Genomic DNA, 14,482 nt, shown 5'->3' on the forward strand with positions numbered 1-14,482 from the left:
GATCACACGCCCAGCGGGACGGGCTTCGAGTGATGCCGGCTGATGTTCTGCTCCAACAGGCCCTGCGCGGCCGCGATGCCGCCCCGGCCGTCCCGCACCTCCGGCAACCGCCCGTCCTGCCGGCGCAGTTCGCTGAGCGCCTCGTCGATCGCCTGCTGCGCGGCGAACAGGCACGGGGTGCTGTAGATCGCGACGTCGACCCCGAGGTCCTGCAATTCCGGCAGCGACAGGCGCGGCGACTTCCCGCCCGCGATCTGGTTGAACAGCAACGGCTTGTCGCCGATGACCTTGCGGACCTTCTCGATCCACTCGATGCTGCGCACCCCGTCCACCAGCAGCACGTCCGCGTCGGTCTCGGAGAGGGCCTCGGCGCGCCGCAGGATCTCCTTCTCCTCGGTGGCGTCGGTGCGGGCGACCACCACGAGGTCACGCCTGGTGGCGAGGACGAGTTCGAGCTTGTCGAGGTACTCCTCCAGCGGGAGCACCTGCTTGCCGTCGACGTGGCCGCACCGGCGGGGCCGCTTCTGGTCCTCAAGGATCACGCCGGAGGCGCCGATCAGTTCCAGTTGCTCGATCACGTGGCAGGCCACCTCGGGGTCGACGTAACCGTCGTCGATGTCGACCAGGAGGTGCTGCCGCGGGAAGGCGAGCCGCAGGCGCTGCACGAAACCGACGATGTCCGGCCACGCGATGAATCCGATGTCGGGCAATCCGTAATGCGAAGCGGCGAAGCCGAAACCGGAAATGAACATCCCGGAATAGTGCTTGGCGGAAATCGAGGCCGAGAACATGTCGTAGACACCGATTAGCGGAGTGATCTGGTCGGACAGGATTTCCCCGCGAAGCGCGGTTCCGTAGTTCAACTCTTCTCCCGTTTGTATCCCTGAAACATTCTGCGGCGGACGACGGGAGCAGCCGGAAGACCGGTGCGAAAGACCCGCGTCCGGTGCAGTATTGCTTCCCCTTCCCAGCTCAGACGCCCCCGCCATCTCGCTACGGAGATTATTATAACGGAACGCTGGAAAACAAATCACAAATGGGTGCAACCGGACATTAGCCCGATGGGAGCAGGCAACCGATGCCAAATCATTTTCCGGAACAAATTTCGGGAATGATCGTAACGCGCGAACCTCGCCGAAATAACGATGCGATAAATCGACGGGTGAACCCGACGAGGGCACCGCGCGCCTGGGACACCGGGCCACGCAGACCTGGTAGCCCGCGACGCCACGCGCGACGCGGCGCCGATTTACGCCAACTAACCCAATCGGGCATCGCGTGACACACCGTCATCAACCGGTCGGAGCGGACTTAGCGCCCAGCCGCCGCGATCGCCCCGACCGTCCCGACTCGCGCCCCCGGCAGGCGCTACGGCTCGGTGATAACTACGACGCCGTCCTGATCGGCCACCACGTACTCGCCGGCGACGAACCGGACTCCGCCGAGCTCGACCACCTCGTCGACGGTGCCCTCACCGGTCTTGGTGCTCTTGCGTGGGTTGGTGCCCAACGCCTTGACGCCGAAGTCCATCCCGGCCAGCACCGCCGAGTCTCGCACCGCGCCGTTGATGATGACCCCGCTCCAACCGCTGGATCGGCCGATCCCGGCGATCACGTCGCCGATCAGCGCGGTGTGCAACGAGCCGCGGCCGTCGATCACCAGCACCTGGCCGTCGCCCGGTTCGGACAGGACCTTCTTGAGCAGGGCGTTGTCCTGGAAGCAGGTGACCGTGCGGATCCGGCCTTCGAACGCCGCGCGCCCGCCGAAGTTGCGGAACTGCACGTCGCAGCTGCGCACCTCCGGGCCTTCCCGGTCCGCCAGATCAGCCGTCGCCTGAGCCATGAGTCCTCCCGGTCACCGCTACGTGGACGGCGAGCGTACCCACCAGTAGCCGGACCTCGCCCGCGCCGCGATGAACGCCACACCCCGTCGGCGGTGAGATCGACGTCGACTGACCCCGAACAGCAACCGGGCCGGGCGGGCGATTTCTCGCCCACCCGGCCCGGTCAGTTGATTCAGCGGCCCTTGCGTTCGCGGAGCTTGATCAGCGCTTCCTCCAGGATGGCCATCCCGTCGGCATCGCTGCGCCGCTCCTTCACGTACGCCAGGTGGCTCTTGTACGGCTCGTTTCGCCGCGCCTCGGGCGGATTTTCCTGGTCCAAGCCCGCCGGCAGTCCGCAGCGCGGGCAGTCCCATTGCTCCGGCACCTCGGCGTCCATCGCGAACGACGGCCGGCTGTGGTGCCCGTTGGCGCACCAGTAGTCGACCCGTTTGCGCGGCGCGGCTTCTCCCCGCTCCGACTCGCCTACCGCGGGGCCCGAGCCCACACGAGTGCCGCGAATGGCGTTACCACCAGTCATCCATCCTCACCCACCAAGCGGCCCGAGGTCGTCGACCGGCTGGGAGCCGGGTCGATCAACCGATCTTGATCAACAGGCCGACCCCGATGATGGAGATGACCCACAGCGCCATGACGAACAACGTCATCCGGTCGAGGTTCTTCTCCGCCACACTGGAACCGGCCAGGTTGGACTGCATACCGCCGCCGAACAGCGAGGAGAGACCGCCGCCCTTGGCCCGGTGCAGCAGCACCAGCAGCACCAGCAGCACACTCGTCACGATCAACATGATCTGCAGGAAAAGAGTCATCACGTCCTCGTTCGCACAGCGGTCCGCAACCAAGCGTACCGGGCCACCAACAGCGAGTTGACCACTGTCCACCCATTTTGCTGCCAGGACCGTCTCACACTGCTCCGTCTGGCGGATCCCGAGGGGGGTGGGAAGTGGCCGTGGGACCGCAATTTCAATGGAAATCAGAGCTTCGATTTCCATTGAAATTGCGGCAAACCCGTCACGGCAGCGGGCCGCCGGCCGCCATCGCGGAGAGCTTGGCGAACTCGTCGCCGTTGAGGCTCGCGCCACCGACCAGTGCGCCGTCCACGTCCGCCTGGCCGATCAGGTCGCCGATGTTGCTCGACTTCACCGAGCCGCCGTAGAGCACCCGGACCTCGTCGGCGATCTCCTTGCCGTACTTCTCCGCCAACGCCGCCCGCAGCGATCCGCAGACCTCCTGCGCGTCCGCGGCGGTGGCGACCTTGCCGGTGCCGATCGCCCACACCGGCTCGTAGGCCACCACGACCTGGCGCACCTGCTCGGCCTTGAGGCCCTTGAGCGCGTTGATCAGCTGCGTGGCGCAATGCTCGACGTGGCCGCCGGACTCGCGCACCTCCAGCTGCTCGCCGACGCACAGGATCGGCGACATGCCGTGCTTGAGGGTGGCGCGCACCTTCTTGCCGACCAGTTCGTCGGTCTCGCCGTGGTACTCGCGGCGCTCCGAGTGGCCGACCACCACGTAGCTGCAACCCAGCTTGGCCAGCATCGGCCCGGACACGTCACCGGTGTAGGCCCCGGACTCGTGCTCGGAGATGTCCTGCGCGCCGTGCTTGAGCAGCAGCCTGTCGCCGTCGATGAGGGTCTGCACGCTGCGGATGTCGGTGAACGGCGGGAGCACCGCCACCTCGACCTTGGCGAAGTACTTCTCCGGCAACGCGAAGGCGACCTTCTGCACCAGGGCGATCGCCTCCAGGTGGTTCAGGTTCATCTTCCAGTTGCCGGCGATCAGTGGCTGCCTGGCCATGTTCAGCGCTCACCTTCCAGGACGGCCACTCCGGGCAGTTCCTTGCCTTCCAGGTATTCCAGCGACGCGCCGCCGCCGGTGGAGATGTGCGAGAAGCCGTCCTCGGGCAGTCCGAGGGTTCGCACCGCGGCGGCCGAGTCGCCGCCGCCGACGACGCTGAACGCATCGGAGTCCACGATGGCCTGCGCGACACCACGGGTGCCGTCGGCGAACGCCGGGAACTCGAACACCCCGGCCGGGCCGTTCCAGAACACCGTGGCGGTGTCGCGGAGGATCCCGGCGAACAGCTCGACGCTGCGCGGCCCGATGTCCAGGCCCATCCAGTCGGCCGGGATCGCGTCGGCGGCCACGACCTGCTTCTCGGCATCCGCGGCGAAGCGGTCGGCGGCCACCACGTCCACCGGCAGAACCAGCTTGTCGCCGTGGTCGGCGAGCAGCTGCTTGGTGGACTCGATCTGGTCCTCCTGCAGCAGCGAGTTGCCGACGTTGTGGCCCTGCGCGGCCAGGAACGTGTATGCCATGCCGCCGCCGATGAGCAGCTTGTCGACCTTCGGCAGCAGCGCCTTGATGACGGCGAGCTTGTCGGAGACCTTCGAGCCGCCGAGCACCACGACGTACGGGCGCTTGGCGTCGCCGGTCAGGGTGCGCAGCACCTCGACCTCGGCGAGCACCAGGCCACCGGCGTAGGCGGGCAGCCGCTTGGCGACGTCGTAGACCGACGCCTGCTTGCGGTGCACCACGCCGAAGCCGTCGGAGACGAAGGCGGCGTCCGGGCCGACCAGTGCGGCCAGCTCATCGGCCAGCGCGCCGCGCTCGGCGTCGTCCTTGCTGGTCTCGCGGGCATCGAAACGGACGTTCTCCAGCAGCGCGACCGACCCGTCGGTCAGGCCCGCGACCACGGACTTCGCCGAGTCGCCCACCAGGTCGGTGGCCAGCGCGACGTCGGCCCCGAGCAGCTCGCCGAGCCGCCGCGCGACCGGGGCCAGGGAGAACTTGGGGTCCGGCTCGCCCTTCGGGCGCCCGAGGTGCGCGGTGAGCACCACCTGGGCACCGGCCTCGGTCAACTTCCGGACGGTCGGCAGGGAGGCGCGCACCCGGCCGTCGTCGGTGATCTTCTCGCCGTCCAGCGGCACGTTCAGGTCGGCGCGCACCAGAACACGCCGACCCCGAACGCCCTCGGACAGCAGATCGTCGAGGTTCTTCACGTCTGCTCCTCGCATAGCTACGGGAAGACCCGCACGAGCCGGATTGTTCCAACGGCTCGTGCGGGTCCGAAAAGACTGGTTTCCAAGCGGCGAAGCCGCTTCCAGCGGTAAACCGCCGCCGCGACGCTCGAAGCAGCATCGTCGAAAGCCGCCGCAAGCGGCGCAGCCGCTTGGCCCACCCTCGCAACTTGCACCGCCGCGGGTTCTCAGAAGCTTTCTCGCGAGGACAGCCCAGACGCCGCGTATTGGTCATACTCAAGTCTGGGATCCCGCAGTCGAGAAAGCTTCTGAGGTTCCGCTACCCGCACCGTCACGCAAGTTGCGTCTGGAACACGATCAAGCCAGCTTCTTGGCGACCAGGTCGACGAGGTCGGCGAGGCGGTTGGAGTAGCCCCACTCGTTGTCGTACCAGCCGACGATCTTGACCTGGTTGCCAATGACCTTGGTCAGCGGTGCGTCGAAGATCGTCGAGTGCGGGTCGGTGACGATGTCGCTGGAGACGATCGGGTCCTCGTTGTACTTGAGGATGCCCTTGAGCTTGCCGTCGGCGGCAGCCGTCTTGAACGCCTCGTTGACCGAGTCGGCCGAGACGTCCTGTCGCACGGTCGCGGTCAGGTCGGTGACCGAACCGGTCGGCACCGGCACGCGCATCGCGTAGCCGTCCAGCTTGCCGTTGAGCTCCGGCAGCACCAGGCCGATGGCCTTGGCCGCACCGGTGCTGGTCGGCACCACGTTGACCGCGGCGGCGCGGGCGCGACGCAGGTCCTTGTGCGGGCCGTCCTGCAGGTTCTGGTCCGCGGTGTAGGCGTGGACGGTGGTCATCAGGCCCTGCTCGATTCCGAAGGTGTCGTTGAGCACCTTCACCATCGGGGCGAGGCAGTTGGTGGTGCAGGAGGCGTTGGAGATGATGGTCTGCGAGCCGTCGTACTTGTCGTCGTTGACGCCCAGCACAACGGTCAGGTCCTCGCCCTTGGCCGGGGCGGAGATGATGACCTTCTTCGCGCCACCCTCGTCCACGTGCTTGCGGGCGTCCGCGGCGTTGGTGAAGAAGCCGGTGGACTCCACGACGACGTCGACGCCCAGGTCGCCCCACGGCAGCTTGCCCGGGTCACGCTCGGCGAGGATCTTGATGAGCTTGCCGCCCACCTCGATGCCCTCACCGGTGACCTTCACCTCCTGGCCGAGACGGCCGAGGATGCTGTCGTACTTGAGCAGGTGGGCCATGGTCGCGACATCGCCCAGGTCGTTGGCGGCCACGATCTCGATGTCGTGCTCACTGGCGGTCGCGGCCCGCCAGAAGTTCCGCCCGATCCGACCGAAGCCGTTGATACCTACGCGAACGGTCACGCCGATCTCTCCTCGTGACTGACCCGGCCGGCGACGCGGCGGGTGAGGTTGATGGTCTCGACATCACCCTATCTGCCAGCGAGGCCGTCGCACGCGGGCGGGCGAACGACCTCACCCTCCCGAACCGCGATGCCTCCCAGCAGGCACAACAGGCCCTCCACGAACCGCAACAACATCCGCATCAGCGCAGGTGAACGCGCTGCGAAGCGGCCGGCTCTGCGCCGTCGCGACCGTCGCGAGCCGTGATCGGCATCTCTGCAACGGTTCTGGTTCCGGCCCTCGCGGCCGCAATTTCAATGGAAATCGGACCTTCGATTTCCATTGAAATTGCGGAGGTCAGGCCTCGGCCTCCAGCATCTCGGCCGTCACCGCGGACTCGGTGTCCGGAACACCCAGCTCCCGGGCGCGCTTGTCGGCCATCGCCAGCAGCCGGCGGATCCGGCCGGCCACCGCGTCCTTGGTCATCGGCGGGTCCGCCAGCTGGCCGAGCTCCTCCAGCGATGCCTGCCGGTGCGCCAGTCGCAGCCGGCCCGCCACAGTCAGGTGGTCCGGAGCCGTCGGGCCCAGCAGTTCCAGCGCCCGCCCGACCCGCGCGGCCGCGGCGACCGCGGCGCGCGCCGAGCGGCGCAGGTTGGCGTCGTCGAAGTTCGCCAGCCGGTTGGCCGTCGCCCGCACTTCGCGGCGCATCCGGCGCTCCTCCCACGCCAGCACGCTGGCATGCGCACCGAGCCGGGTCAGCATCGCGCCGATCGCGTCGCCGTCGCGGACCACCACCCGGTCCGCGCCGCGCACCTCGCGCGACTTCGCCGCCACGCCGATCCGCCGCGCGGCACCGACCAGCGCCAGCGCCGCCTCCGGCCCGGGGCAGGTGACCTCCATCGACGAGGACCGGCCCGGCTCGGTCAGCGAGCCGTGCGCGAGGAAGGCGCCACGCCACGCCGCTTCGGAGTCGCAGGCGCCGCCGGAGACGACGTGCGTGGGCAGGCCGCGCACCGGGCGGCCGCGCGGATCGAGCAGACCGGTCTGCCGGGCCAGGCCCTCCCCGTCCTTGACCACCCGCACCACGTACCGGGTGCCCTTGCGCAGCCCGCCGGAGGTGATCATGTGCACGTCGGAGGTGTGCCCGAACAGCTCGTGGATCTCCTTGCGGAGCCGGCGCGCCGTGGAGCCGCTGTCCAGCTCGGCCTCGATCACCACCCGGCCGGCGACGATGTGCAGCCCGCCGGCGAAGCGCAGCAACGAGGAAACCTCAGCCCGTCGGCAGCACGTCTTCGTCACCGACAACCGGCTCAACTCGTCCTTGACCGCCGCGGTCATCGCCACCGGTCCGTCCTCCTCTTCAGTGCGGCGCGCAGACTGGCCGCGAGCGCCCCCGGGTCGTGCCGTCCCGGCACGGCCGGCGCGGCGATCTTGTCCAGCAGAGTCTGCGCACCCATTCCGGCCCCCGCAGCGCGGAGCCGATCCGGGGTTGGCACCGAGTCCGCGTCGGCCAACACCGCGTCGACCCGCAGCCGGGGTGCGTGCTGCGAGAGTACGTCGAGGTGCTGTTCGGGTGAGAAGCCCGCCGTCTCCCCCGGTTGTGGGACGAGGTTGAGCACCACCACGCGGCGCGCGGGAGTGGTCACCAACGCCTCGTGCAACTCCGGGACCAGCAGGTGCGGCAGCACGCTGGTGAACCAGGAGCCGGGGCCCAGCAGCACCAGATCGGCGTCCAGCACCGCCCGAACGGCCTGCGGACAGGCGGCAGGCTCCTCGTTGCCGTTCGCGTGCAATCGGACCTGTTTCACCCGTCCGGGCGTACTGGCGATCGCCACCTGCCCCCGGATCGTGCGTACCGCTTCCGGGTCAGAGTCCAGCCCGACAACGTCGGCGGCCATGTCCAGCGGCACCGTCGACATCGGCAGCACCCGGCCCCGCACGCCGAGCAACCGGCAGGCGTGGTCGAGCACCTCGACCGGATCGCCGAGCACTTCCAGCAGCCCGGCCAGCACCAGGTTGCCGACCGCGTGTCCGGCGAGGGCCCCGCTGCCGCCGAAGCGGTGCTCGAACACCGTCGACCACAGCTGCCCGTCGGCGTCGGTGGCGGCGAGCGCGGCGAGCGCCTTGCGCAGGTCGCCGGGCGGCAGCATGCCCAGCTCGCGGCGCAGCCGGCCGGAGGACCCGCCGTCGTCGGCGACCGTCACCACGGCCGTCACGTCGGGGGTGATGAGGCTCAGCGCCGACAGCGTCGCGTGCAGGCCGTGCCCGCCGCCCAGCGCGACCGCGCGCAGCGGGGCGCTCACTCGCGCCCCAGGTCCCGGTGCACCGTCTTGACCATCATCCCGTCGTCCTCGGCCAAGCGGCGGGCCAGCTCCTCGGCCAGTGCCACGCTGCGGTGCTTGCCCCCGGTGCAACCCAGCGCCAGCGTCAGGTACCGCTTGCCCTCCCGGTGGTAACCGGCCCCGACCAGCCGCAGCAGCTGCTGGTAGCTCTGCAGGAACTCTTCCGCGCCCTCCTGGCCGAGCACGTAGTTGCGGACCTCGTCGTCGAGGCCGTTGAACTCGCGTAGCTCCGGGATCCAGAACGGGTTCGGCAGGAACCGGCAGTCCATCACCAGGTCGGCGTCCATCGGGAGCCCGTACTTGTAGCCGAAGGACAGCACGGTCAGCCGGGTGCGGGTGCTGGCCTCGGTGCCGAAGGCGTCCTCGATCTTGGACCGCAGCTGGTGCACCGACAGGCTCGTGGTGTCCAGCACCAGGTCCGCCTCGGAGCGCAGCTTGGACAGCAGCGACCGCTCCGCGGCGATCCCGTCGGCCAGCCTGCCCTCGCCCTGCAGCGGGTGGCCGCGCCGCACCTGCTCGAACCGGCGGATCAGCACCTCGTCGGTGGCCTCCAGGAACAACACCTTCGGCTTGTAGCCGCGGGCGTCCAAGTCCTTGATCACCGCCCCCAGGTCCTCGGTGAACGCGCGGCTGCGCACGTCCATCACGACCGCGACGCGGGTGACCGCGCCGCTGGAGCGCGCCCCCAGCTCCACCATCGTCGCGATCAGTTCCGGCGGCAGGTTGTCCACCACGAACCAGCCCAGGTCCTCCAGGCATTTGGCCGCGGTGCTGCGCCCCGCCCCGGACAGGCCGCTGACGACGGCGACCTCGATGCCCGACTGCTCCTCAGTCACTGCTCTCCCCTTCAGCGTTGTCGGCGCCGGGCGCTGCCCGGTCGTCCGGCACCGGGCGTCGCCCGGTTTCCGCGCCGGCCGCCAGCGCCGAGTGCACGGTCTCGGCGGTGCGGCGGCCGATCCCGGGGACCGCGGCGATCTCGTGCACCTCGGCCTGGCGCAGTTTGCGCACCGAACCGAAGTGCTTGAGCAGCGCCGCGCGGCGGGTTTCGCCCAGTCCCGGAATCGCGTCCAATGTGGAGCTTGTCATGCGCTTGGCGCGCTTCTGGCGGTGGTAGCTGATGGCGAAGCGGTGCGCCTCGTCGCGGACCCGTTGCAGCAGGTAGAGCGCCTCGCTGGTGCGGGCCAAGATCACCGGGTCGGGGTCGGCGGGCAGCCAGACCTCCTCCAGCCGCTTGGCCAGCCCGATGACCGCGACGTCGGTGATGCCCAGCTCCGTCAGCGCGTCGGCGGCGGCGTTGGCCTGCGGCGCGCCGCCGTCGATCACCAGCAGGTTCGGCGGGTAGGCGAACTTGCGCGGGCGGCCGGTCTCCGGGTCGATCGCCGCGCCGACAGGACCCGATCCGGTCGGCTCGGCCGGGGTCCCGGACTTGGCCGTTTCGCTGAGGTAGCGGTGGAAGCGGCGGCGCACCACCTCGTCGATGGAGCCGACGTCGCCGCCCTCGGCACCCTCCCGGACCTCGAAGCGGCGGTACTCGGACTTGCGCGGCACGCCGTCCTCGAACACCACCAGCGACGCCACCACATCGCTGCCCTGCACGTGGCTGACGTCGATGCACTCGATCCGCAGCGGCGCGGTGTCCAGCGCCAGCGCCTCCTGGAGCTCCTGCAGCGCCGCCGAGCGGGCGGTCAGGTCGCCGGCGCGGCGCAGCTTGTACTGCTGGAACGACTCCTTGGCGTTGCGCTCGACGGTCTCCATCAACGCCCGCTTGTCGCCGCGCTGCGGCACCCGGAGGCTGACGCGGCTGCCGCGCAGCTCGCTGAGCCAGCCGGCGATCGCGTCCCCTTCGTCGGGCAACTGCGGCACCAGCACCTCGCGCGGCACCGGGCTGCCCCCGGCGTCGGCCTGGTCGGCCAGCGACGCCTGCTCGCCGTAGAACTGGGTGAGGAACTGCGAGGTGAGTTCCGAGGTGCCGGTCTCCGTGCCGTCAGCATTGGCGACCTTGTCGATGACCCAGCCGCGCTGGCCGCGCACCCGGCCGCCGCGGATGTGGAAGATCTGCACGGCGGCGGCGAGCTCGTCCTCGGCGAAGGCCACCACGTCGGCGTCGGTGCCGTCGCCGAGGACCACCGCCTGCTTCTCCATCGCACGCCGCAGGGCCTCCAGATCGTCGCGCAGCCGGGCGGCGCGCTCGAACTCCAGCTCCGCGGACGCCGCCTGCATCTCCTTGTCCAGCTTGCGCATCAGCTGATCGGTGTGCCCGGCGAGGAAGTCGCAGAAGTCCCCGACGATGGACCGGTGCTCGTCGGCGGAGACCCGGCCGACGCACGGCGCCGAGCACTTGCCGATGTAGCCGAGCAGGCAGGGGCGGCCGATCTGCGAGTGCCGCTTGAACACCCCGCCGGAGCAGGTGCGCGCGGGAAACACCCGCAGCAGCAGGTCGAGCGTCTCGCGGATCGCCCACGCGTGCGCGTACGGGCCGAAGTAGCGGACGCCCTTGCGGCGTGGGCCGCGGTAGACGTGCAGCCGCGGGAACTCCTCGTGCAAGGTCACCGCCAGCACCGGGTACGACTTGTCGTCGCGGTAGCGGACGTTGAACTTCGGGTCGTACTCCTTGATCCAGGAGTACTCCAGCTGCAGCGCCTCGACCTCGGTGCCGACGACGGTCCACCGCACGCCGGTGGCGGTGGTGACCATCTGCCGGGTCCGCGGGTGCAGCCCAGCGAGGTCGGCGAAGTACGACGAGAGCCTGCTGCGCAGGCTTTTCGCCTTGCCAACGTAGATCACTCGGCCATCGGCATCGTGGAACCGGTACACGCCGGGGGCGTCCGGGATCGTGCCTGGTGCTGGTCGGTAGGTGGACGGGTCGGCCACGCCTCCACCCTACGTGCGCGGACCGACTGCCCGGATCTCGGTGCGCCGCTTACCGCGGGCGGCCCGGCAGGCCCACTGGGTGGGGCTCTCGGTGATCGCTCATAGCCGGGATCCGCACCTTGCCGGGAGGTCAGCCGTGAACGACGAGAACGCAGTCGACACCTGCGCGACCGCGCAGCGCACCCGCCGGTTCCTGGACGCGGTGCGCGCCGCGGGCGGGGACGCGCCGATCCGGTTCGCGGTGAACACCCACCTGCACGGCGACCACACGCACGGCAACGCCCTGCCGCCCGACTCGACTGTCCTCATCGGACACTCCGCGACCCGCGCGGACATCCTGTCGGACACGCTGCTCACGGATCTGCCGCCGGTGTGGGAACCGGTGCCGGAGTGGGGCATCACCGAGCACAGCGCGCCGACGGTCGCTTGGCCCACCAGCTTGGAAACAGCCGCTACAAGGGGCGGACGAGGCGGTCGGTGACCGGCGCGAGGGTCACCGGTAGCGCCGGGAGCGTCTGGTACCAGTAGGCGACCGACGAGACGTCGTCGGAGCGCTTGTTGGCGTGCCCGTGCTCGATGGTCGCCTTGATGGACTTCTCGAACACCACCGGGTCTTCGACGTGGAAGCGGTAGTAGGACACCTGCCCGCTCCAGTTCGGTCCGCCCGGCATGGTCAGCCCGTGGTAGGGCGCCTGGTACTGCTGGGTCGGGCACCACGCGGTGTTGAAGTAGTCCTCGGTGCCGGTGCCGTGCAGCCGCGGCGGCCAGGGCTCGCCGTCGATGAAGAACATGTCATCGCCCTCGCCGTACCAGTTCCAGTCGGTGGTCTGGCGGAGGTTGTGCACGTTGAGCACCGTTCCGACGTAGTGCCCGCGACCCTCGGCCTCCAGCAGCACGTAGTTGCCCGCGCCGTCGGTGTTGGTGCCGCCGAAGAGGAACTCCTCGTTGCTCTGGTCGCCCTGCTCGACGCCGTCGGTGGGGTTCTGCCGCCGCCACTGCGCATGGAAGTAGCCCAGCTCCGGGTCGGCCTCGCCGTAGGTCTCGTAGTCGACGTAGTAGTAGAACGTCACCGGTTTGACGCTCATCTCGCTGATCAGCTCGAACCTGGCGCGCCCGGCGAAGGGCATCGCGAACCAGCAGTTGAAGCCCTTGCCGTCCTGCGGGCTCATCTGCAGCGGCGCGGACGCGAAGTTGCCGCTGCGACCGTGCCCCATGCCGAAGAAGTCCCCCAGCGGCACCAGCACGGCCGGGTGCGGCGAGTCGTCCCAGGTGATCTTCAGGACGAGCCGGCGCAGGTAGTCGCCTTCCAGCTCGGCCGGTTTGCCCACGTGGTCGACGGCGACGGTGCACCAGATGTGGGTGATCACGCCGGGTCCGGCGATGTCGGCCAGCTCCCTGGTCTCGCCCGGCTCGACGCGCATGTTGTCGGTGTTGCCGCCGGTGCGGTCCCAGCTGGAGACCCGGCCGCGCCGAGTTTGCCGTAGCCTGGGCAGATCCCGCAGGCTGCTGCCGAATTCCCCGTATCCGGACACGATTCCTCCCCAGTGGTAGCGACTATGCTCCTGATCAAGTTCTACCACGCAGTGGCGGCAGGACGGGCGTGTTCACCGATCGCCGCACGGATTCAGGGCGCTTCTTGGACTTCCCGCGATACCGGCGCGAAAGCGCCTTCCTGCCAGTGGAAATCTGTCGATGACGAAGAGGCTCGGGCGGTAGTGGTCGTCGGATTCCCGCCAGCTCCACGATTCGGCGGTGAGTTCGTCGCCGTCCAGCATCACGGCCACCGGGAGCAGTCCGCTTGGGCAGTCCGGGGTCCGGGTCGCAGCCCCGTTCGGCCAGCATCTGCCGCCAGTCGGCCCCGCCAGTCGGCCCCGCCGAGCGGGCCGTAGGGATCCGGGCCGTCCGGCTCTCCCGTGGCTCCGGCGGCCGGATTCCGTTGCGGTGCGGCGCCTTTCGGTCGGCCCCAGCAGATCCCCGCCGCCACGCCGAGCACGACGAGGCCGACGAGGGCCAGCACCCGATGCGAGCAACGCGGCGGTCAGCGCTCCGGGGGCGTGTAGTTCTCGATGCGGCGCAGCAGGTTCCAGATCCGGGCCGCGTACAGCGGGGACAGGGCGTAGCCCGGGTAGCTGGCGAACCAGCTGGCGCTGCCCAGGCTGACCGCGTCGGCGCCGGCCCAGAAGTACTCGCGGCAGTCGTCGAAGCTGCGGATGCCGCCGGTGGCGATGATCGGCAGCGTCACCCCGGCGTCGCGCAGTTCCTTGACAACGCGCAGGCCGATCGGCTTGATCGCGCGGCCGGAAAGCCCGCCGAAGCCGTTCTTCAGCAGCGGCTGCCCGGTGTTCGGGTCGAGCCGCAGGCCCTTGACGGTGTTGATCGCGGTCAGCGCCGACACCCCGTGCCGGGCGGCCAGCCGGGCGTGGCCCAGGTAGTCGTAGTCCGGCGACAGCTTCAGGATCACCGGGTGGTTGCTGCGCGGCACCGCCTCGGCCAGCACCGATTCGATGATCTGGTTGAAGTCGAAGTTGACGTTGTGGCAGGAGACGTTGAACTCGACCGCGGCGATCTCGCCCACCGGCACCGCGGCGTTGACCTTGTCGACCAGCGTGACGAACTCCTCGGCGGAGAAGCCGCCGACGGAGATGATGGTGTTCTGCTCGCGGGTGCGCGGGTAGTAGTCGCGCAGGTAGGCGTCGATGCCGACGTTGCACCAGCCGAAGGCGTTGAGCCAGCCGCCGTCGACCTGCCGCAGCGCCTGCCCGTAGCGCTTGATCAGCGAGGGCAGCTCGTGCAGCGGCCACACGTCGCGGGTGGTGAAGTGCCCCTCGCGGGGTTCGACGGTGACCGTGCGGGTGGTGACCGCGCCGAACCGGGCCAGCGGCACGAACTGCGAGATCGGGCTCATGCCGTAGGGCACCAGCTTGGTGTTGGCCACGCCATAGCCGAGCAGGCTGGACGAGGTCACCAGGCGGTTGCGCAGTCTGATGTCGCCGAGCCGCACGCCGAGCTCGGACGGGACGTCTCGCACCAACCGAAGGTTGCGCTCCTGGGCCACGCTCACGATCTCCTCCTACCCGACGTCTCCACGCCATCGACTCCAT

The 14,482-nt window shown here is 69.5% G+C and carries 14 protein-coding genes; 1 reads left to right on the forward strand and 13 read right to left on the reverse strand.

The annotated features are described in order from the left end of the window. Nucleotides 1-2: 2 nt before the first annotated feature. The 11 genes from FDZ84_RS02355 to uvrC form a co-directional block, all read right to left on the reverse strand. Nucleotides 3-863: an oxaloacetate decarboxylase gene (locus FDZ84_RS02355; RefSeq protein ID WP_168584512.1), complete on the reverse strand. Its 861-nt coding sequence runs from the start codon at nt 861-863 to the stop codon at nt 3-5. Between the two features lie 505 nt (nt 864-1,368). Further along, complete coding sequence (rraA, locus tag FDZ84_RS02360; RefSeq protein ID WP_168584513.1) at nt 1,369-1,842, reverse strand: ribonuclease E activity regulator RraA; 474 nt, start codon at nt 1,840-1,842, stop codon at nt 1,369-1,371. 173 nt (nt 1,843-2,015) lie between these two features. Further along, nucleotides 2,016-2,360 carry an RNA polymerase-binding protein RbpA gene (locus FDZ84_RS02365; protein WP_168584514.1) on the reverse strand — a complete coding sequence of 115 codons (345 nt, stop codon included), beginning with the start codon at nt 2,358-2,360 and terminating at the stop codon, nt 2,016-2,018. Between the two features lie 55 nt (nt 2,361-2,415). Then, a complete protein-coding gene (gene secG, locus FDZ84_RS02370) occupies nt 2,416-2,649 on the reverse strand; it encodes a preprotein translocase subunit SecG (protein WP_010310736.1) in 234 nt (77 codons plus the stop codon). Between the two features lie 202 nt (nt 2,650-2,851). Continuing rightward, nucleotides 2,852-3,637, reverse strand: a complete 786-nt coding sequence (gene tpiA / locus FDZ84_RS02375) for a triose-phosphate isomerase (protein WP_168584515.1) — start codon at nt 3,635-3,637, stop codon at nt 2,852-2,854. Between the two features lie 2 nt (nt 3,638-3,639). Further along, the gene (gene pgk, locus FDZ84_RS02380; RefSeq protein ID WP_246868740.1) at nt 3,640-4,842 is read right to left on the reverse strand and encodes a phosphoglycerate kinase; all 1,203 of its coding nucleotides are present in this window, start codon (nt 4,840-4,842) and stop codon (nt 3,640-3,642) included. Between the two features lie 336 nt (nt 4,843-5,178). Continuing rightward, the gene (gap, locus tag FDZ84_RS02385) at nt 5,179-6,189 is read right to left on the reverse strand and encodes a type I glyceraldehyde-3-phosphate dehydrogenase (protein ID WP_168584517.1); all 1,011 of its coding nucleotides are present in this window, start codon (nt 6,187-6,189) and stop codon (nt 5,179-5,181) included. 336 nt (nt 6,190-6,525) lie between these two features. Further along, the gene (gene whiA, locus FDZ84_RS02390; protein WP_168584518.1) at nt 6,526-7,512 is read right to left on the reverse strand and encodes a DNA-binding protein WhiA; all 987 of its coding nucleotides are present in this window, start codon (nt 7,510-7,512) and stop codon (nt 6,526-6,528) included. After that, a complete protein-coding gene (gene yvcK, locus FDZ84_RS02395; protein WP_305852028.1) occupies nt 7,503-8,471 on the reverse strand; it encodes a uridine diphosphate-N-acetylglucosamine-binding protein YvcK in 969 nt (322 codons plus the stop codon). The genes whiA and yvcK overlap by 10 nt, the downstream gene beginning before the upstream one ends. Beyond that, entirely contained in the window at nt 8,468-9,346 is an 879-nt protein-coding gene (rapZ, locus tag FDZ84_RS02400; protein ID WP_010310747.1) for an RNase adapter RapZ, read from the reverse strand. The genes yvcK and rapZ overlap by 4 nt, the downstream gene beginning before the upstream one ends. Beyond that, entirely contained in the window at nt 9,339-11,381 is a 2,043-nt protein-coding gene (uvrC, locus tag FDZ84_RS02405) for an excinuclease ABC subunit UvrC (RefSeq protein WP_168584519.1), read from the reverse strand. Before uvrC ends, rapZ begins: the two co-directional genes overlap by 8 nt. Before the next feature lie 136 nt (nt 11,382-11,517). On the opposite strand from uvrC, the gene FDZ84_RS02410 reads away from it, so the two are divergent. Further along, entirely contained in the window at nt 11,518-11,862 is a 345-nt protein-coding gene (locus FDZ84_RS02410) for a hypothetical protein (RefSeq protein ID WP_210435399.1), read from the forward strand. Here FDZ84_RS02410 and FDZ84_RS02415 read toward each other — a convergent pair. Both FDZ84_RS02415 and FDZ84_RS02420 read right to left on the reverse strand, forming a co-directional pair. Beyond that, nucleotides 11,834-12,913 carry a glycoside hydrolase family 172 protein gene (locus tag FDZ84_RS02415; protein ID WP_168584520.1) on the reverse strand — a complete coding sequence of 360 codons (1,080 nt, stop codon included), beginning with the start codon at nt 12,911-12,913 and terminating at the stop codon, nt 11,834-11,836. The genes FDZ84_RS02410 and FDZ84_RS02415 overlap by 29 nt on opposite strands. Before the next feature lie 506 nt (nt 12,914-13,419). Next, nucleotides 13,420-14,442 (reverse strand): dihydroorotate dehydrogenase, encoded by a 1,023-nt coding sequence (locus FDZ84_RS02420; RefSeq protein ID WP_246868741.1) that lies wholly within the window; start codon nt 14,440-14,442, stop codon nt 13,420-13,422. Nucleotides 14,443-14,482 lie beyond the last annotated feature (40 nt).

Source organism: Saccharopolyspora sp. ASAGF58 (assembly GCF_012277335.1).
GTDB classification, from domain to species: Bacteria; Actinomycetota; Actinomycetes; order Mycobacteriales; family Pseudonocardiaceae; genus Saccharopolyspora; species Saccharopolyspora hattusasensis.